The sequence below is a fragment of the Providencia sp. PROV156 genome, from assembly GCF_028480905.1.
Taxonomy (GTDB): Bacteria; Pseudomonadota; Gammaproteobacteria; order Enterobacterales; family Enterobacteriaceae; genus Providencia; species Providencia hangzhouensis.
Genome location: NZ_JAMPPE010000002.1, coordinates 38,432 through 60,202, shown reverse-complemented (window position 1 = coordinate 60,202; position 21,771 = coordinate 38,432). Strand labels below are relative to the sequence as shown.

Here is a 21,771-nt window from a genome sequence, read left to right as displayed (position 1 = left end):
TCTTGGTGCTGATATTATTTTAAAATTATCTAGTATGAAAAATGTGTTTTACGTTCCTATGCAGCAAGATTAGGTGATTGAATCATTAAGACATAAAATTATGTGTTAATGATTCAAGAAAATCCCCTTATCATCGTCAGTTATAATTTGCTTTAACGATTTATGAATACCACCATCATCTGTTTGCAAGATAAATACAAATAAAACCTGACAAAGTACTGATTGAGAGCAATGACGAGGCCGATATTTTGAATAGACTGACCATCCATTAGCTATATACCTTTCATGCATTCGCTTCATTGCATCAACAACAGAGTTCGCAGCTTGCCCTTTGTTGATTTTAGTCGATTTTTTTTGGTGATATATAAAAGCATCGGTAACTGTTTTAGATATAATATAGAAAACTTGCCCTACAGATAAGTTTTCTAATAAACAGGTGATGTTTTTCGTGGTTTTTTCACCAATTTGAAAAGATGTGAAATTATATTCATTCATTTCATGGCTTAAATAAAAAAAACACTCAAATAGATTATTTTTTTTACATAGTTCAATTAGTGATTTTTTATTTTCTTGTAAGTAATATAAATCAGATAATTTCCTCTCCAGTAAATCAATAATCGATGATAAGTTATCTGTTTCTTTAACAATAACTTCCCAGCACATAAACTCATCATTAAAATAAACATAATCACCACTAACACTTAAATATTTTAAATTAGTAACTGTACTTATTGCTATCACACCAGAAGCATAAAGCTGTTCTATAATTAATAAATCAAAATTATAACTCGGTGTTAATTTCTCATGTTTCAGATTGTTAAGGCTATCTAAATACATTAAGTTTTCATCCGCACAATACCGTATAAGTGAAAGTAAAAAAACACTATTTTCAAAAGAAAGATCATTAATACTTAATGCATTTTCTTTTTTACAAAATAATAAGTCATTAATGTATTCAATTTTTTCCTGCCTTTCTTTTTCATTCTCTATACGAATACAATCAATACAAACATGTTCAAGACCGTTTAAATGTGAAAAGTGGCTTCTATCTCGTAGACATTCTATTTCACCACATGAAACACATTTTAGTTTTAAACTATAGGCTTTACAGCTTTTAGCAACAATAGTTTTTATTTCCTTAGATTTTAATTGTGTTTTTTCTTCTATCTTAATCATTGAATATGAAAATCGACCATTTCCCTCAACCTGCCAATATAATTGACATAAAAATTCATATTCCTTATCAATAACATCGATAAATATATTTTCCATATGTTTATTTCCTTATTTTTTTATTATGTTATATTAAAAAAAACAAAAAATAGAAATTATATTATGACAAAAAAAATAAAAAGGCTTATTATGATTAAATAATGAACATTTTATTAATCAATTGACCAATTCTAAATAAGGTTAACACTTTCCCAATCCACAATTGGAGAATGTTAGAAACTGCTCACTAAAACACAGTCAACACGATTATTCCCTTGCCTTTAAATTTCAGGTTGTTGACCAAGTTGAAAAAAGCAAAAAAACCTATAAATAAGCCCAAGGCTACTACAGTATACAAGGATGCTCCGCTACTTTAAGTCAATAGATATTGATGATAACAAATGGCAAGAAGCATTCCGTGACATGTTACATCTTCTAGATTTCACCTTTCTTATTAATTATTTGAATAACATATTTATTTCTCTCATTTACAATTGAGAATAAAAAAAAGAATAATTATCATTTACTATTCTTTTATGTGATGCTAACGTTATTAAAATCATCTTTCAAATATTCTTATCTATATCCTCCCTTTAGTGAATATAGATTACAGATGCCGTTAATTGATTCATTTTCGTAGCTTAAGAGGCTGATCATGATAAGTAACCCTATAAAGAAAGTAGCTTTTAACATTAATGAAAAACACTCTAATAATAATGCACTTAGACGTTTAATTCATTGTTTATTTGCTGAGAATCTTATTGATAAAAAGCAAGTTTATTGGGATATAGACCATTGTGGGTATATTTATAAATTTAAGAAAACCCCTTATAAGATTCTTTTTAAGAACATGGAAATATATCCGGTAGATACATTCTTTAATTATGGTGGTATTTATTTAATTAACAACAACAATAAAAAAGAAATTATTCAAACAATATATTATCTTCTAGAAAAATTAGAGGGTGAATTAAATATAACCTTTAATAATAACAATATTAATAAATTAAAATCAGATATTGAAAACAGTATTAATAATGATATTAACGCTCGCAATTATCGTACCGAATGGTCAGTACTGATTAACACTCAAATGGCAAAATACAATACCAACTATCTGACTGATTGGGTTACCGGACAATATGGTATACGTGATGCGGCTTTATTTCTTGATCAATGGGGCTCATTGGAAGGCCATCCCTATTATCCTACATGGAAAAGTAGGCCAAACATGAGCTTAGAAGATGTTGCAGCTTTATCTCCTGAGTTTAATGCAACGGTAAATTTGACAGTTATGGCGCTACGCCAAGATATGGCCTATGTTGAGTCACTACCTCATGTGGAAAACATTCATGATTGGTTCCTTCAACGATTCCCTATCGTTGGCCGGCAATGGGTCAAATGGCTTAAACAACAAGGGAAAAATCCATACCAATGGCTGCCTCTTCCCGTTCATGACTGGCATTTAAATCATTGGGTAAAACAACAAGCAACATCACTGATTGACGAAGAAATTTTACTCATTGATGGCCCTCAATTAGAAACAAAACCCACAATGTCATTCAGGACAATGTTACCAACAGATGCAATTAACACCGCATTTATAAAGTTACCTATCGCCGTTTGGATGACCAGTGAAATGCGTAGCTTACAAGCTAAGTCTATCCATATGGGACCTAGAATAAGTCAGCTAATAGATGACATTTTAAACCACGAACATTATTTTAATGGAAAAATGGAGTCTCTGCGTGAAGATGTAGGTATCCATTACCGCCATGCAGTAGAACAAGATGATTCAGCAGGACGCTTTATTTCTGTCGTATTTCGTTGCACCAACGCTTATGAAAAAAACGATCACTTACTGCCAATAACTGTGGCAACTCTATTTACTGATTTACCATATCAACCACGACCAATATTTACTGAATTGATTGAAAAATCAGGTTTAACACCTCAACAATGGTTTAACCAATATGCGACTGTAATTCTAACACCTTGTATTTCGATGTTTTTACTTTATGGAGTTGCTCTGGAAGCCCATCAACAAAACACTCAAGTGCTCTTCACTGTTCAAGGTATTCCTGAGAAATTTTTAATACGTGATTATGGTGATGGTCGAATATTTTTACCTTTATTGAATCAGCGGGGTTATCAGCTGCAAGCTTATCGTTGGCCTGGCATCTTACCTACTATTTTTGAAGAAGATATAGAACCCGTTAGAACATTTCTAATCAGTGCCTGTTTAGTCTGCCATTTACACGAACTTGCCGTACACCTAACTCGATTTTATCGATTGACTGATCACCAGCTTTGGTTAGAACTAAAAACAGTTGTTCATGATGTTTTTAAACAGCTCCAACCACGAGTTGATGATAATTTATGGCGACATGAATACCAAATGTTTATGAATGAGCCTTGGCAAACTCGTTCGCTACTTAGTATGCATATTCAACAATATACTAATTATCGAATACAACATGGGTTAACAAATCCTTTTCTATTATTTCAAAAATAACAAATAGAAATCCATTAACTAAGAAGGCGAGTGTAATACTATTCCCTTCATTTTATTAAAAATCAATTGAATGATAATTTAAATATGAAAAATAATTTAATAGAAAATAAAACTAGACACACAGCTAAGAATATAAACATATTCTCTATATGGTTATATATTGTTATTGGGATATCTTGCACAATAACAGCACATGCTCAAACTAATGAGCAAAAAAATAAAGATAGTATTCTAGTTACCACAACAAGTAATAATAATCAGCAACCTAATAACTTTTCATCTAGAATAATGCAAGCAGGGTTAATAGGTGATAAGGATATTATGGATATTCCATTTAATATCTCAAATTATAATTCGGCTTATATGCAGTCGCAACAAGCACAGCAAATTTCAGATATTTTATCTCACGATACCTCAATACAAATTAGTAGCTCAAAAGGAGGTCTTCTTGATTCCTTATATATTCGAGGATTTCCTATTACTGAAGGTAATATCAGTGAGTTTGCATTAAATGGAATTTATGGTGTATCTCCTAATTTTCAACTTTTAACGGATTATGCCGAGCGTGTTGATATTTTAAAAGGACCCGCTTCACTGCTATATGGTATGTCTCCTGAAGGTGGAGTTGGTGGAGTTATTAATGTCGTAACTAAACGTGCAAGTGCCCAGCCGATTACACAATTAACCGCTCAGTACCTTAGCGACTCACTATTAGGTGGCAGACTAGATATGGGTCGCCTATATGATCTAGATAATAACCAATACTTTGGTATTCGTGTTAACGGTAGCTACACCAATGGTGATACAGCCGTCGATCATCAAACACGCAGGCAAAGTGTTGGTGCAATTGCGTTAGATTACTCTAATGAACGCTTTCGCTCATCTTTAGATTTAATAACTCAAAACCAAAATATGAATGCTACGAACAGACCATTTTATTTAGGTCCTGATGGTGTTGTCCCTTCGGCCCCGAGTGGGAAAATCAATTTAGCCAGCCCTTGGACATGGTGGAAATCTAATGATGATTCCGCATTACTACATATGGAATATGACATGTTAAGCAATACATCGCTATTTATGGATATAGGAGGAGCACTTACTCGTATAGATCGAGTTAATGAGCAAATCTATACAATCCTTAACAATCAAGGCGATATTTCAACCTATATCATGAATTTCCAAACTAAAACTCAACGTTATTCAGTTGGTACTGGGGTTAAAAGTGAATTCATGACGGGTAGAGTATCACATCAACTTGCATTGCAGTGGAATCAATATTTTGATCGCTACCGTATTGGCACTACAGCAGGAACACCTTATACAACCAATTTATTTAATCCTACTTATATCGATAAACAGATCCCTGCTTACGCTAAAATAACTAAACGTTCTGAAAATACACTATCAGGAGTTTCTTTCGTCGATACTATCGGCTTCTTGAATGATTCTTTTATGGTGACTCCAGGCCTTCGCTATCAAAATGTAAAGTCTGACAATTTTACTTTGGGTAAGCTTTCAACTCGTTATGACGAGTCCGCAATCTCCCCCCTCGTTAGTGTATTGTTTAAACCTGTAGATAATATTTCTCTATACGCTAATTATGTCGAAGGGCTAAGTAAAGGAAGCACTGCACCAGTTAATGCAAAAAATAGTGGCGAAATGATGAAACCATTTCGTTCAAAACAGTATGAGTTAGGGGTTAAATATGAACAACCATCTGCAATAACCACTTTAAGCCTATTCCAAATTAGTAAACCAAGTGGATCATTAGATCCTAACAGTTTGATTTACTCAGCAAATGATGAACAAAGAAACCGAGGAGTCGAACTAAGTATATCAGGCAAACCTTTTGAATCACTTCGTTTAACGGGTGGTGTTACCTATATTCAAGCCGAGTTGACTAAAACTGCTTCAGGGAAAAACAAAGGGCATGAACCCATCGGTGTATCTCCTTGGGTGGCTAATATTGGAGCCGAATATGATATTCCTTCAGTCTCTGGTTTAAGTATTAATGGCAATGTTAATTATCATACCCGCCAATATGTGAACAAAGAAAATACCCACTCAATTCCTTCATGGACAACCGTTGATGTCGGTTCTGCTTATAAAACAACTGTTTCCAATACCCCTGTAACATTGAGGCTAAACATCAATAATATTTTAAATGAACACTATTGGTCTGGCGTTGCTTCGTACAGCACCTTCGCTCAAGGCTCACCAAGAACTGTAATGGGATCAATTGCTGTGGACTTTTAAGAGGTGAAAATCATGGTGGATCAATCTAACTTAGTCAATATATCAACTGTTGTTCATTTATCAGCTAAAACAATAGCCCCAACAGAGCTTCCTCCTATTATGGATCCTCAGATTCATCAACTGTGTTTTTCTAATAATGAACAGCTTGTCGGATTGATTAAGCGGTATGGTTCACCATTGAACTTAGTTTTTCCTCATACGATGAAACAGAACATCCAAAAACTGAAGGCTGTTTTTCAAGAAAACAACGTGAATGGATGTATTTTATATGGTGTGAAAGTTAATCAATCAAACGTCCTGCTCAGAACAGCTATCGAAGAAAATATTGGAGTTGATGTTTCAAGCCTTCATGAATGGAGAGATGCCAACCAATATGGCATTTCACCTGAAAAAATTTGCGCTACTGGCCCTGCCAAAACAGATGATTTTCTCTGGCAACTGATATTACATAACTCACTAATTGTCGTAGACTCACTTGAAGAATTACAAGATATTCTACATTTATTAGAATTTCAATCACTTAAAGCAAGAGTACTACTGCGATATCAACCGCATTCAAGCCATTCACGATTCGGCATGAAATACCCGGCTTTTGTTAATGCACTTAAATTAGTGAAACAACATGATAAATTACAATGGCAAGGGATCCACTTCCATTTAGGTGGCTATACACTAGCCTCACGGGTACAAGCTTTTCACGAAATATTACCACTGATTGAATTATCACAACAATTAGGGCTTAACATCCAAACTATCGATATCGGAGGTGGGCTACCTATTCAATATGTCCCAACAGAACATTATCAAGCTTGGGTTAATAATCAATCCACTGAAACTTATCAAAATCACCGTATTCCAGCAGATTTTTATCCTTATGGTAGTGAACAGTCAGCAGAACAATGGCTTAGCACATTACTCACAAGCAAATGTACCGATAATGAAACAATCGCCCAATATATTAATAAGCTAAATGTCACATTAGCGATAGAACCTGGGCGTAGCCTTGTTGATCAAAGCGCCATCACTCTATTTCGAGTTGTACGTACCTGCCAGCAATCCAAACACCCTATTATATTTGTCGAAGGCAGTAGCTTCAGCGCCTGCGAAACGTGGTTTAACTCTGAATTTTTAATCGACCCTTTTCATATTGTTACCAAACAATCAAAACAGCAACCTATCCGAGCATGGATAGCAGGACATAGCTGTTTAGAAGATGATGTGATTACTCACAGACTTATTTTATTTAACAACCTTCCCCAAGCAGGTGACTTATTAGGATTCGTTAATACCGCGGGATATCAAATGGATTTACTTGAGAGTCAATTTCATCGGCACCCAATACCTTGCCGATTATATGTACAGGAAAACAATGTTGGGCAGTTTATCTTTTTCAAAGACACTAAATAGGTAAGCTTATGATCTACAACAAAATCACTGATTTGATAGGTAATACACCCATTTTACGTATTGCAGTTCCCCATAAGAAAAGTGCCTTATTTTTAAAAATAGAAAAGAACCCCCCTGGTGGAAGTATGAAAGACAGAATGGCACGCAATATGGTTATTGCAGGGCTAAAATCGGGGAAAATTAAGCCTAAAAGTACCATTATAGAATCATCATCAGGCAATACAGGGATTGGCCTTGCGCTTTCTGCCATTGAATTTGATTTACATTTTATTGCCGTTGTTGATCATCACGCCGCTCCTGACAAAATAGCGATAATGAAAGCACTAGGTGCTGAAATCCGTTATGTCATTGGTGATTATCAGGAAGACGAAGTAGCGGTTGTCGAACGTCAGCGCCTTGCTAGTGAATTAGCCTCCCAACTTCCCAATGCAACGTTTATGAATCAATCAGACAATGCAGCAAACTCAGGTGGTTATGCTGCATTAGTTTGTGAACTAATAGAACAAATTGGCAGAATTGATGCTTATGTAGGCTGTGTTGGCACTGGCGGCTCAATGACTGGTGTTTCTCAAGGCCTAAAGTCCCATAATCCACAAACTATCACTGTTGCCGTTGAACCTGAAGGGTCCATTATTTTTGGATATCAAGGGAAACCTTATTATCAATCAGGTACAGGCACTCCTGAAGGGGACGAAGTTGGATTAGTACTGGACTACAGCTGTATTGACCATAATGCACAGGTTTCAGATATTCAAGCATTTGAAACTGCGCGATATATTGCTAGCCAATACGGTTTGTTAATAGGAGGCTCTACCGGAGGAATTGTCTATAAAGCCTTAGAGTATATTAATAACGATACTATTCACGGCAATATCGTTGTTATCGTAGCTGATGGCGGTGAAAAATATCTTAATACCGTATTTAATGAGCAGTGGCTTAGCTCTCGTAATTTGACCTCACCTGATATATCTCATCAACTTAATCATTGGCTTACTAATACTGTTTCTTTAGAGAAAGCTAGCTAAGGAGGAAGTGATGTCGGAAGAAAAACATCTTAATGTTGTGATTTGCGGAGGAGGTCAAACGGGTCACCTTGCTGTAGCTTTATTTAGTCAATATCTAAATATAAAAACATCACTACTGACCCAAAATGCAACAACGGTTGAACGCCATCAACAGCAAAACAATATTCTGTCTGTTCATTACAATAGTGGTGAGATAATAAACCATTCTGTTGGATTAATAACCAATTCACCACAACTGGTGATACCTGAAGCTGACATAGTCATTCTTACTGTCCCTTCCCATCATCAAGCAAGTTGGTTACGTTTTATTTCTGCTTATCTATCTTCTTCTAAAACTGTTTTTATCGGTGCTATTCCTGGAATTAATGGTTTTGACTGGCTTGCTGGACAGTTTTTTAAAAACAATCCTAATATTGTGATTTGGGGAATGAAAGATGTTCCTCATATCGCATGGGGATTAGAACCTGGGACTAAAGTCTGTTTCGGTGGAGAAAAGTCGGCACTTTTTATTGCTTTTCATCGTCGAGAAAATGAATCCAATAAAAAGCAGCTTCATAAATTGTTATCAAGGCTATATTCCGCACCTATTAGTATTCTCGATAACTATTTGGAAATTACCCTAACACCAGCAAACCCTATAATGCATAGCTCGGTAATCTACGGGCTAATCGGCCCATACGCTCAATGGCATAATGACTATTTTGAGTCACCTATCTGCTGGTGGAATGATTGTACCGAGCTTAGCGCCTATTATTTACAGCGTTGTGATGAAGAACGACTCTCTATTTGCCGACACTTAATAGACAACTTAGGTATTCCTTTAGTCACAGTAAAGTCCTTAATTGATGAATTACGCGAAGTTTATCCTAAACAAATTAGTGATACAAAAACCCTTTGGTCAATACTTCGTACCAATGAGGCTTACCATGGTATCCAATTACCATTAATAAAACATAAGCAAAGTGGCTGGTCTTTTAATAAACAACATCGAGTATTTCAGGAAGATATTGTTTATGGGCTAAGTTTACTCGTTCATTTAGGTGAGCATCTCAATATTCCACTCCCTTATACGAATGAAATATACACTTGGTGCATGGGGTATCTAGGACTAGACCCTAACATTCCGCATCCTGCCTTCAGCGAGCTAAATCTAACTCAATATCAGGTAAGTTAACCGTGAATTTACTGAAAAGCCATCTGATTATTGGTTTCTTATTTGGTATCCAAATTGTTTCAATGGGAGCGATGGAAATGAGTGGGCCATTTTGGCCTATTCATTTACAACATAATAGCTCGGGTTGGCTACTGTCTTTTTCTTTGACAATGGTTTATGTCGCTCCTATGACTGGGGTCATGTTAACCAGTACATTTTGGGGGAGAATGGGTGATCGAGTGGGTAATAAAGCAATGATGATCCGTGCATTGCTTGGCTTAGCAATTACCCAAATTTTATTATCATTTTATAACGACCCTTGGCTAATTTTATTACTGAGAACTGTGCAAGGAGCTTGCGCAGGGTATATTGCTCCCGCTCAAGCTTATGGCGTTTCAGTCACCGATCCTAAAAAGCGAACACAGCTTTTTGCCTTCCTACAAGTATCTACAAATATCGGGTCTTTACTGGGGGCACTTTGTGGTGGGTTAATCTTAGATTATCTCAATTTCTTTTGGATCAATATAATTGCGGGGCTACTCTGTGGTGTTTGCGCAGTCACTGTATTTGTTTTCTTACCTTCAGATAAAAAACATCATCTAGTGATACAAGCAAAAAAAACATCTAACAACAAAAAAAAGTATCGCCCTCAACAAGTTGTGAAACACCTTATGTTATTAATGGGGCTTTTATTAATGAGCAGAATGCTCACCCTCCCCAGTTTTTCATTATACCTCAACCATTCCTACTCAATAGATTTCTGGGTTATTGGGTTAATTTATGGTCTACAAGCAATGGGGGTTATTTTATCTGCTCAGTTATGGGCTAAATGGTTTGAACACCAATCAATAACTGTTTCATTGGTTCACTTAAAATGGATTATCTTCACCTGTGTCATTGTTGTTATCTGTCTTGCATTAACCCCTATAATTTTTTGGTTTGCCTCACTGTACTTGCTTTGGGGAGTTTTACTTGGTGCAACAACGCCAATACTCACGGCATTAATATCTTCAACTACATCCTCTGAACATCAAGGCTATGTACTTGGTTTATCACAAAGTATCAATCAATTCGCTTCTATTGGAGGAATTGCCTTAGGAAGTATATTTATTCTATTTCCTGGAATTGATTGGCTTTTTTATTATGTTTCAGCTGGTTATATCACAAGCCTAATTACAATCATTTTACTGATCAAACATTCATCCAATGAGGAATTATATGAAAGAAAAGCATAAATTATCTATCAAAATAGTATCCCTGTTATTGTTTTCTTTTACTTTGCTATTCTCTACTGCTATTTCAGCAGAGCAGATTGTTGTCACCGACATTCTAGATAGAAAGGTCAAAGTCAACGTTCCAGTGAAAAAAGTCATTTTAGGTGAAGGCCGTATGCTTTACCTAGTCGCCATGCTAGATAAAGAAAACCCTGCAAAACGTATTGTTGCAATGGGGAACGATATGCAAACCTCAGATCCTGCAACATGGCGCCAATATAGTGAGCATTTCCCTGAACTAAAAAAAATTCCAACATTTGGTGGCACAGAAAGACGTTCTTTAAACATAGAGCATGCATTAACTTTACAGCCTGATGTCATCATTATGAATATCGAAGCTAAAACCGCTATTGAAGAGCAAGGTCACGATAAAGCATTACAGAAGGCGGGGATCCCTATTATCTATGTCGATTTTCGCTTTAACCCATCAAAAAATACACCACCAACCATGCGCTTATTCGGTGCTTTATGGGGGAAAGAAAAAACAACTGAGAAATTCATTCAATTTAGAGAAAAACAGCTAAAACGAGTTAGTGATGTACTCACAAAAAACAATCCCCAAAAACCACGCATTTTTATTGAACGCATAGGTGGTTATACCGATGAGTGCTGTCTGACTTTTGGTGATGGTAACTTTGGTCGCTTTGTTTCACTTGCTGGTGGTGACAATATCGGCGCAAACAATGCCCCTAACACCTTCTATATGATGAATCCTGAACAAGTGCTTGCCGCTAACCCTGATAAAGTGATTATTACCAGCGCCAACTTTTCAAAATTCATGCCTGAAGGAGATTGGATAGGCTTAGGTCCAAATGAAAACCTCAATGCGGCTAAAATAAAACTAGAAAAATACTTAAAAAAACCCGCCTATACTGGCAGTAATGCCGTTAAGAACCAACAATTTTATGCTATTTGGCATCAATTCTATAACAGCCCTTATGATTTTATTGCTATACAGCAGCTCGCACATTGGATCCACCCAGAACTATTCGCTGATTTAAATGCAGATAACACCTTTAAAATATTCTATGAAAGATTTTTATCTATTCCTTATGAACCAGGATACTTTGTGAGCTCAGAGAATAAATAGTTTTTTGAGAAAGGTGATGTTATGACTAGCAATACCTACCATATTGAATTAAAACCAATACAATTTTTTTGCTCATCAGAAGAAACAGATGAACAGCACGTTGATTATCTTAACCACAAAATTGCCTGTGATGGGATTTGGACAACACCAATTCCATGTGAAATTCACACAGGTATTATTATGGATGGTAACCACCGCTATCAAGTGGCTAAGCAACTAAAACTATCGCTGTTACCTTGTATCTTGCTGAGTTATCAAGACAATCGAGTCAAAGTTAATTGTCAAAATTCAGACCAACCTTATGATGTGAAAAATATTTTTGAAGTTATTTTATATAAAAATAAGCTATTGCCTTATAAAACTACAAAACATCATTTTTCGCCATTATTACCAACAATTAATTTTAAATTAAGCCTATTAAAAGGCCTGTAAATAAAAATCCGATTATGCCATTAACAACATAATCGGATTTATTGTCGGAGGACATTAAAGTTTGAAACTTTTCTCTCGTTTAGGCCTTATCAGTACGTAACTCCACACAGAAGAATGTAACACTAAAGATTGAAACCAAACCAACCAGAACACTTTCAAGGGTCAATTATTGTGACAGTAAAGTTTAAAACTAAGTAGCCAGATTACTCAAAGTAAGCAATCAAGATAGAAATCACTACACGAACATGTCCACTTAATTTTCCTTATTCATCACATTAGTTAGCATTCACATTCTCAAGGTCTTTGCTTATTCTGACAGAGATAAAACAACAGTAACTCAAACCATTAAAAGAAAACTACTTAGTCTAGAATAGCGAGTATATTGGGGTTTATCTCTTTCCATCGCTTGACTAAGGTTGCCGCACATGGGTTGCCCGCAAGCTGATTCATACGAACCCAATCAACATCTAGCAAATCAGCAAGTAATTCGATGTCCAATTCACCTTTCAAGGTGTGCCATTGCCGGATGCTTGGCTGTCTCATTAACTGAGCTTTTGGAGAGGTTAATCCACCGACAACAAAATACCCCTTTTCTTTGTCGTACCATATGCGTTGAATACCCGGTATGTTACTCATCCAGCGTTTGATGTCGTTTAAAGGCTTATCGAAGAATCGAGATAACAAGGTATCTAAACTACCGCTGATTGATGTATCTTTTTTCTTTCCTCGCTTATCTAACCAACGCTGAATAACCTCTTTTTTTACCTGATAGTAAGTCACCTTCGTCTCATTTTGCTGATGAAGCGAAACTAATTGTTCTTGCCATAATTCAACTAATTCGAGTAACTCACTTTCAAATCGCATTGTTGCCTTTTGGCTGGATAACACGCCATCATCACTCAACTCTTTGACAATATTGAGCAATACTTCACTATCTGGCAGAACCCAATCCGTCAACGGATAAGGCTTCTGTTTCTTGGTTAAATCCGAAAGCGCATCTTCCATACCAAGTGGCAATACATTCGTTTGGTCGTAAGATGGATCTTGCATCATGATTGATACTTGTTCGTCCTTATTCTTACTCAAAACAAGCGTAATTCTTGCCGCAAATCGTCGTTGTTTATCAACTTCAGTACCGTAGTAATCCATTACGACATTCTGACGATAACTATAGGGCCAATTCTCATTCATCAAAGTGAGCAAATCATCTACGGATGTTTCGAAATTGGCCAGGTACTCATTTGTTTTCAAAGTCATACCAGAATCAGTGGGATCGAAGGGGATCAACACCGGTCTGTCGTTTGAAACCGTAAACAAATAACCATCAGTAATGACAATAGTTGATTCATTTAAACAGGCGCGTTGCAATGGCAAGACTTGAGAAATAGCCCTATCAGAATCAATCAGTAAACGTTTGATCTCTAATTCTTTAAGAACCACTTCAAGCTTTCTAATAATCGCTTCTTTGTATGCCTTGGTATCTAATAATTCGTAGTTGTAGGTGTAATATCCACCTTCAGACGCAACGTATAGCTTTATCGGGTCATCGTCTCTTTTTGATTCAATTAAAAACCCTTTTTCGACTGGATCTCCCGTTACATCATGAGGATTAACGTTGATATGTTGAACTGCACACCGTCCAACTAACGACTTCGTTAGTGGATAACGATCATCTTCAATACCTTTTTCCTGATCTAGCAAAATCAAAACGCGGTCCGAACGTTCAAGTTTTATCCGTTCAAAGTCATTTTCCACAGTTCCATCTAGTAAATTCCACGAAACATCGACGCCTTTCTGTGCAATGAGCGATTTAAATAGGTCTAAGATTTCTTCACAAGCAACAACGGTATTAACTCTTAGGTCTAAAACCTTGATTTCACCGGATATCTCGATGCTTGGGAAAGATGACTTAGCCTTATTGGCCTTATGCTTTGTTTTCAACGTCAGTGGTTGGAGATTTAATATTTTAGCTGAAAGTTCAAAACCATAGTCACGCGCAAAACGGATAAACGTATCTTGCACTGGTTTTAACACCATAGGCCAACTTTGCTCAAACCTCTTTGGCGTAGAAAGATCCAGAAACGGACGCTGTTTACGTGAATTTTTACTCTTTCCAATTTCTTTAAACAGCGTACCTCTCGGTTTTCTTTCATGGCCAGGATACCACCTGACGAGTACCTTATTTTTGTCATAGACCCATAGAGGCTTCTTAATGCGATCTATATCATCGTCATTAGATAACGGTCTTAATGGAACATTGGTATAAAACAGAGCAATCTCAGTGGTATTTCCATCTTTTAACTGCTGAGTTCTACAATCTAGGCTGATCGCATTGACACCGCCAGCCCAGCTATCTACTTTCAATAACGGACAACCTAAGCTGTAAGCGCCTTTACAATGACCGCCAAAAGCCCGCAATGAACGCATCATTAGTCGAATCCACACAGGATTTAACACCGGTGAATATTCAACTCGAACTGGTGTAATAGGTTGCAACTCAGCGTCTACAATAGACGGAGGAATATCACTTGAGCTTTGTAAAGCCACATAGAGACCAAACTGATTACCATTTTTTTTCATTAAATAGGCAAACTGCCGACTGTCTAGTTCAGCATCGATACGTTCTTCCCAGGCTTTCTTCTCTTTCCACTGATAGTTGTTATTGAGAAGTGGATAGTGATAAACCACAAATTTGTTGGCTTTATCTGCATCAACCTCGCTATTCAAATAAACCAAATGAGACAGCGGCAACTTCCTCAAATCTATATTTTTATCCATTAACCTTGCTCCCTCATACGCTGCCAAACTATTTTCGAAAACCACTTAAAGCCAGACGTCATTTGATACTCATCGTTCACCAAACAACCTGGTAGAAACAGAATTGAAGCATTCTCAACTTTTACTGGCTCTAACATTTCAGAAAAGCCCGATAAGGAACAATCTTCACCAGTTAATAGGTTCGCGATAACCAAAATGGCATTTTCACCACGGATTTGACGAATCTTCTCCAGCTTCTTAATTAATCCCAAAGGCGCAAATTCAGGGTGTTTGCCTGAAGCAAGCCATTGCTCAAAGCCCTCATCCGACTGTTCCAGAGCAGCAATAGACCAAAATTTCGCATCAACAAAAACATCCGCGTTGGCTATCTCAAAATCATATAGTTCAAATAGCTCATGGTTGTAGACGTCTTGTTTAGTGGCTAGCTGCTTGTCACTCAGCAGTGCGCGAATACCTTCTTCACCAATACGCCCTTGTAAAATTCGCTGAATCACGACGGGATGAAATGAGAATTGCTCTTCAATATCGTTGGCAAACGGCTGAAACGACGTTCGAAAACCTTTACGATTAAACCAATCCGAAATAGCAGGTTGCCGGTTAACAACCTCATAAAGCGTCTGGGGGTTATACTTAATCAATCCCGCAGCACGCTTTGCAAAGAACTGCCAACTTTTTGGGTCGTACCATATTTCACCAGTAACATTTGATTCCTCGGGCCGTTCAAAGCACGCCCAACGACACAAAGGCTCAGTAATGCCAAACGTATTGTTATGCGGCATCCATTGGAGATCATACTGTAATACAGCGCGGCCTAATTCATGCCAAAGTCCTGAAATATCTTCGATACAACCCTTACCTTGTCGTGCATCTCGGATAGCGGAAACTAACTTATTATCAATAATATCTACCGCACCAGAGCCATCTTGGGAGCGCGTTTTCAACAGGGCAAGAAAGTTGGAAACCGATGCATCTTCAGAATGAGTAAGATCATCAATCAGCTGATTATTAAGGTTTGAAACCCAATTTCGGTTGTTAGTACAAACGGTTAATTGGCCGTAGTTGCGAAGATGGCCTGCTAAATCATCGCTTAAATGAATAGCGACATGGGGCACATACGTCCAAGCACGTTCAATACGACCCACTTGCTGCTGCACGTCAGCGGCAAGATTCTTAACGTAGTCATTTGTCGCTTTGTAGAGCTTGTTTAGTTCCTGGATTTTAGCGACTGAGTTATTCATTAACGGCATAATAAATTGCCGCTGCTGCTTACGTGAAAACTCTGAACGCCTGACTAATTTTTCTAAGTTTCTGAGCTGAAAGCCAGCATGAGACATTTCGTCATCATCGTCATTGCTATCCCATGGTGAAAAGTAAAAGTGCTTACTTTCAATAATAAACAGCGACGTCAGATCCATCTGCCCTTGAGAGTTAGGCAAGGAGTAATCCAAATTAATGCCATTGGTAGCGGATGCAGTTTGTGTCATTACCACCACGGTACGGCCAGAGTCGAACGCCGCTTGATATGCGTGCTCAAATCCTTCTCGCTTTTGTGCTTCAGCATTGAGCAAGCAAATCATCATGGGCTTGCCGTTGACAGCCAAAGGAATAAACACATCGTCAAATGAAGACAATACGCCAGTGGTTAAACGCTCCATTTCAAGCCAATCAGCGCTCATTCTGCTGTTCTCTGCGGTATCACTTATCAACCACTTCCGAAGGTATTTGACTGAGTTAACAAAGGCCAGGTGCCCTTTATGTTGTGGCTCATTCGCTGCCAAATGCAGAACGTGCAGTAATTTAAACAACACAGACTGCCGGTATTCATACTTGTAATCTGAGTGCTCAGCCTCAAAAAATGCAGCGTTCAAATGCAGTTTTGCCTCCTGAAAAACTGGGGCATTGATAGCATCATCAAAGTCGTGGATCGTGGTTTTTAGTGTCGAGCGACGCTTTTCAGATTTATCTTTAACCAACGAGCGGATCACCGCCATTTGTAACTGCTTATCCTCGTCAGTTTGTAAATATGGAATCGGCTTCTTAAACCAATCTTCGGGGCGCTGCTCAAAGCTATCGCCCAGAAAACTCTCGGTACATTGTGGATTGCGGGCCTGAGCCACGTAACGCAAAGCGCTTTCAATCCAGCGTATATCGAAATGACCAATCCCCCTTTCGATATAAGAGGTTGCGGATAGTGCAAAAACCAGGTTCCGACTCGATAACGAAACCATTAACCCTTCAGGCGTTGTCGGCAATAGTGCGCGTTTAATCTTGATCCTCAACGGGTCAATATCCGCCTCGGCTTCATCCGTGGTTAACAGCCAGGTTGTTAGGCCAAACATATTCGTCTGAGTATTAGGTAATAGGTTTGATCTACTGAGCGCTTCTAACTCAGGTAAGCTTGTGCGAGGTAATGAGAACAGCGATAAACTGGGTAACGCTGTGCTGTAGTAGGATGGTCGATAATCGTTCGCGGGGTCGAACAGTAACCGGTTTAGCCGAACAAGATATTCATAAGCTTCGGACTCATCGGTCGCGAACTGTGACAACAGCAAACTGAAGCGTCTGATATATTTCTCCATCACACGCAAAAAATCACCAACATCAACCGATACATCATCGCTTTGCTCATAACTTTTCACTTCAAAGCCATAAGGTTTTTGCTGTAATTGCAAAGGCTCACTGGTTACTAAGTGGTCTGAGCGAAACAGATATTTCTTTTCGAACGGAACACCGAATTCATACTGTTTTAAAGGCATTACCAGTGCCCTAGACTGATTCAGATCGACTCCTTTGCTGGTCAAATCCTCCTCTAGCTCCGCAATAAGCTGTTTAAGCTCACTGTAAAGCTCAGGTATAGGTTCAGCAGTAACAAACTGCATTCGCGCTAATAGGCGCTTACCGCCTTCAAGTAATTGACCAATACACTCAGGCGGCTCTTGCACCATTTGGGACTGGGCAAGTAATGTCTGTAGAATGTCCGCTTGGTAATCAAACTCATCAACAAATACAACCTTTCCGGCCAGTTGGCCGCTCGACATTCTAACTTTCTGTTTACCGTCGTAAAAGGAAGCGAACAGCTTCTGCGTTGTTAACACCAGCAAATGTTGCTTATCATCGTGCCAGGCAATCGCCGGGAAAATTCGACGCACCCATTTATTTTCTCTGAATAAACGAAGCTTTTCTTTTTCTTGCTCCGTGAGCTCATGCGTCTTGCCATGGTGCTTACTGGCATACTTCACAGCCTTCTCTAAGGACGACATGCACCCAAGTAGCGTCCGTTCGACAAAGCCACACAGTTTTCTTAGTTCCTGCTCTTCTCGTTCGAGTAAGACGCCCATCGAATCAGGGTTTTTCTTTTTATACTCAACATTACGGGCTATGGCTGAAACGTTGTGGCAAGCACGGACGAGAGCCTCTTTATCAGCATTAGAACGAAACGCACCTAAACCATGAATATCCTCAATGGCCTTATAAGGATCGGGCAAGTCAGACTTTTGAACACCTTGTTCATGTGGCAGTGCTCGTTGCGAAACCGCACTAACGACAGTTTCATCCTGTGCATAAAGAATACTAACCAGCAAGGGGTTACCCGAGCTGTCTTTTTCACTCGTGGCACTTTCATAAATGTCATGCAGGATATTCCAGCGATGGGTAACTAAGATGGCCTGCAACCCTTTGGATTTTATAAATTCAAGGCTCGCAGGTATCTTCCCGTCCGGGCTACGATAAAGAGAACTACTTTTGCCACCGCCTGTTGGGCCTTGCAACTGGCAAAAGCCAGCAATAGCATTTTCGTTCTTTGCATTAACCGATAGAGCAAGTGCTTGCTCTATCGTATGCGCAATGATTTGATTATACGAAGTCGGTATTGGCTGACTCATCTAAATCCTCGTTAACTTGATATTCCTTTTGAGTTTCGCCCCTTTTTCAGAAGGGGTGACAAGGTTGGAGACAGCACAACACCAACAAATGACTCATTAATTCAATTCAGGCACGATTTCCTGTGACCAACTGTCTTCCATCAGCATTCTGAACGACATACCACCCGACGCAGCTTCCAACGTAAGCTCGCCAGCATCTACCGCCGTCTTGACGTGCTCAGTTAACAGCTCAAACAATCGGCGCTTGTACTCAGTGTCGTCGTTCCCTTTTAAATGCTCGCCCTTGGTTTCCAATATAGAAAAACGATAACTGCCAGAATTAGGCTGTTCGACGCACACCAACAAGTCAGGGTAAACCTTTTGTTTTTGCCAGCCTTGCAGGCTGTATTCACGTTGATTTACTGCAATACGATGCCACCAATACACAGACTCTTGCTTATCCAAATACCAAGCTGTGTCGCGCTCTAAATTGTTCAGCCCATTTTGATAGACCTTTTCGAACAAGCTTTTTTCGAGTTCAGATCCATCCTTGCGGCGAAGCACCTGCTCATGCTCACTGACATTAACCTCTAGGGTTTGCGCCAGTTCCCAATTTAGCTTCTTGTTATCTGAAGCGAGTAGGCGCAGGGAAATATCACCGTTGTCCAACTTAGATCTGAAGATTTGCTCCGATAATTGCGCGACCTGTTGTTTAATGTCGCGCTTCATCTCTTTGAGTAGTTCAAGGCGGTTAGTAAACAAGGCCTCCTCAGAAACGCCATTACCACGCAAGATGTCTAACGTGTGCGTTAACACCCGCATGGCTTGCCAGGGGTTTGGAATAACATCGGTGAGCTGCCTTACCATAAACGAGATATCTAGGCCTGCACTGGGGTCAAAATCGATGTTTTCGTGGATCGGATCGGCCAAGTCCAATTCGCCTTGGTTATCCTTAGACATTTTGTAGTCGATACGGGCAATCGTGCGCTGTAACTTGTCGTCCACTAGCTGGAAGTTCTCTGCATTCAAATAAGACAGCGATTCCCAATCTAGGTCACCCAGCACATCCCGTTCATAGTCAAACAAACGGTAGCCGTCTTTGTACCCAGCATCACGATGTAAAACCCGAGGCAAGAATATTTTAGGTAGGTTACGAAAACGCTCTCTACGCAATAAGGTTTCTTTGCTCACTACTGCAGCGGTTTTATTGGCTTCCGAGGCTTTAACCTGGTTCACCACATCCCCCATACCTTCTTCTTCTAAACCTTGCTTAACACCGGCGACGGCTTCCATCACATCCTGATCAAAGGTGTAGACATAACACTCATCTAAACTTGGTTTTTGCGTCAATCGCGCATGTGGTTGACGTAGTACCCGGCCAATCATTTGGGTGATTGCCGTTTTTGCGGTCATTTTAGACAACACGGTTAACACATAAGCAAAGGGGCAATCCCAACCTTCACGCAGCGCATCCTTTGTGATGATGTATTTGACGGGGCACATTTCGCTGAGCAAATCATCATCACCCAACTCGTCTTTATCGGACGTTTTCAAGCGAATTTCATTTTCATGCACGCCGAGTTTTTCCATCAAATACTCGCGGGCGTCTTCCGCATGCACAAAGGCTGAATCTCGCTGGTCTTTACCTGTGCGCTCAACACGGATCAGCATGATGGGACGAATATAGCGACCGGTTTCGCTTTGTAGCTGTCCGGCATCCTGTTCAAGCTCCGCCAATTTAGCGTGCGCAAGCGACAAGGTATGCTTCCACTCGCTTTTATCTTCGTTGATTAAGTTGATGGGTAACTTAATCATTTGCTCATCTTTCAACACTTGCCCAGACACATTCACCAGTACATTTGAGTGATGCTTACCGTTAGCGTTAGGCGTGGCCGAGAGCTCAAGAATAAACTTAGGGTTAAAGCCACACAGGGTTTCTCTTGCGGTTTCGCTATAAGCTTTATGCCCCTCATCCACAATAATCACAGGGCGAACCATGCGTAACACATTGCCTAAGCTTTGTTTAACTGACACTGAGCCTGGGGCGATGCCTTCTTGCCAACCGTAATCGGATAGATCGTTACAATCTAAATTACGAATATTGCTCAAAAGTGCCTCATTAGCGCTGGTGTCATCTTCAATTGGGAAGAAAGTGGTAAATCGGCCGCTATCGCGGAACATTCGTAGCGTTTCTTTGGATTGACGCGCACTGGATTGCAGCATCAACAACATAACGCACAGGTTTTCGTCGGTATCTCGCTTGGTAAAGGCATCGTTCTTTTCGAGCATTTTTACCCGCCCACCCGAAGCACGTTCTAGCATTTGTCGATACGGATGTTCACGATTAGCCAACTGTTTCCAGGTTTGCTTGTAAATGGCATCCGACGGCACTACCCAGAGCACCATGCCGGTTTGTTGCGTAAACAAATCCGTTTGCAGGCGCTCGACCGCAGCAACGCCAAGTAAGGTTTTACCGCCACCCGTTGGTACTTTCAGGCACACGTTAGGAATGGGACGCTCTAAGCCGTCAAATCTTGTGACATAAGGTGCAGGCACCAAATTGCCACTTTTGTCTTTAAGTAGGTCAATACGGCGCTCCTGTACCAGAGCTTCCCACGTATCTTTAGCGTAATCGGTTAAGCGGGCCTCTTTGCCTTTCATTTTCTGAAAAGCGACAAAGTCTTCCGCTTCTTCCTTGGTGTCGGCCAGCTTTTTTAAGTAATAATCCAGCTTATCCAGCACACCGTTTTGGTAGTCTTTTAACTCCAT

The 21,771-nt window shown here is 39.1% G+C and carries 12 protein-coding genes; 8 read left to right on the top strand and 4 right to left on the bottom strand.

What is annotated here, in order from left to right:
- Positions 1-105: 105 nt before the first annotated feature.
- Positions 106-1,272, bottom strand: coding sequence for a hypothetical protein (locus PSF31_RS01515; RefSeq protein ID WP_164560857.1), 1,167 nt, complete (start codon positions 1,270-1,272; stop codon positions 106-108).
- A 790-nt stretch (positions 1,273-2,062) separates the two neighbouring features.
- Between PSF31_RS01515 and PSF31_RS01510 the strand changes: the two genes are divergently transcribed.
- The 8 genes from PSF31_RS01510 (at position 2,063) to PSF31_RS01475 (ending at position 12,364) form a co-directional block, all read left to right on the top strand.
- On the top strand, positions 2,063-3,727 hold the full coding sequence (locus PSF31_RS01510) for an IucA/IucC family protein (RefSeq protein WP_232062927.1): 1,665 nt from the start codon (positions 2,063-2,065) through the stop codon (positions 3,725-3,727).
- A gap of 321 nt (positions 3,728-4,048) precedes the next feature.
- The gene (locus tag PSF31_RS01505) at positions 4,049-5,983 is read left to right on the top strand and encodes a TonB-dependent receptor (protein WP_232062928.1); all 1,935 of its coding nucleotides are present in this window, start codon (positions 4,049-4,051) and stop codon (positions 5,981-5,983) included.
- A gap of 12 nt (positions 5,984-5,995) precedes the next feature.
- Positions 5,996-7,390, top strand: a complete 1,395-nt coding sequence (locus PSF31_RS01500; RefSeq protein ID WP_096863666.1) for a Y4yA family PLP-dependent enzyme — start codon at positions 5,996-5,998, stop codon at positions 7,388-7,390.
- Between the two features lie 8 nt (positions 7,391-7,398).
- Positions 7,399-8,415: a PLP-dependent cysteine synthase family protein gene (locus PSF31_RS01495; protein ID WP_272683173.1), complete on the top strand. Its 1,017-nt coding sequence runs from the start codon at positions 7,399-7,401 to the stop codon at positions 8,413-8,415.
- A 10-nt stretch (positions 8,416-8,425) separates the two neighbouring features.
- Positions 8,426-9,589, top strand: coding sequence for an NAD/NADP octopine/nopaline dehydrogenase family protein (locus tag PSF31_RS01490; RefSeq protein WP_096863668.1), 1,164 nt, complete (start codon positions 8,426-8,428; stop codon positions 9,587-9,589).
- Between the two features lie 2 nt (positions 9,590-9,591).
- Positions 9,592-10,803, top strand: coding sequence for an MFS transporter (locus PSF31_RS01485; RefSeq protein WP_164560859.1), 1,212 nt, complete (start codon positions 9,592-9,594; stop codon positions 10,801-10,803).
- Positions 10,787-11,932, top strand: a complete 1,146-nt coding sequence (locus PSF31_RS01480) for an ABC transporter substrate-binding protein (protein WP_096863669.1) — start codon at positions 10,787-10,789, stop codon at positions 11,930-11,932. The genes PSF31_RS01485 and PSF31_RS01480 overlap by 17 nt, the downstream gene beginning before the upstream one ends.
- Positions 11,933-11,953: 21 nt before the next feature.
- Positions 11,954-12,364: a hypothetical protein gene (locus tag PSF31_RS01475; protein WP_096863670.1), complete on the top strand. Its 411-nt coding sequence runs from the start codon at positions 11,954-11,956 to the stop codon at positions 12,362-12,364.
- A 360-nt stretch (positions 12,365-12,724) separates the two neighbouring features.
- Here PSF31_RS01475 and PSF31_RS01470 read toward each other — a convergent pair whose 3' ends face one another.
- The 3 genes from PSF31_RS01470 to PSF31_RS01460 all read right to left on the bottom strand — a co-directional run bounded on the left by PSF31_RS01470 (position 12,725) and on the right by PSF31_RS01460 (position 21,771).
- A complete protein-coding gene (locus tag PSF31_RS01470) occupies positions 12,725-15,142 on the bottom strand; it encodes a hypothetical protein (protein ID WP_164560860.1) in 2,418 nt (805 codons plus the stop codon).
- On the bottom strand, positions 15,142-19,023 hold the full coding sequence (locus tag PSF31_RS01465) for a hypothetical protein (protein WP_096863671.1): 3,882 nt from the start codon (positions 19,021-19,023) through the stop codon (positions 15,142-15,144). The genes PSF31_RS01470 and PSF31_RS01465 overlap by 1 nt, the downstream gene beginning before the upstream one ends.
- Positions 19,024-19,119: 96 nt before the next feature.
- Positions 19,120-21,771: a DEAD/DEAH box helicase gene (locus tag PSF31_RS01460; protein WP_096863672.1), complete on the bottom strand. Its 2,652-nt coding sequence runs from the start codon at positions 21,769-21,771 to the stop codon at positions 19,120-19,122.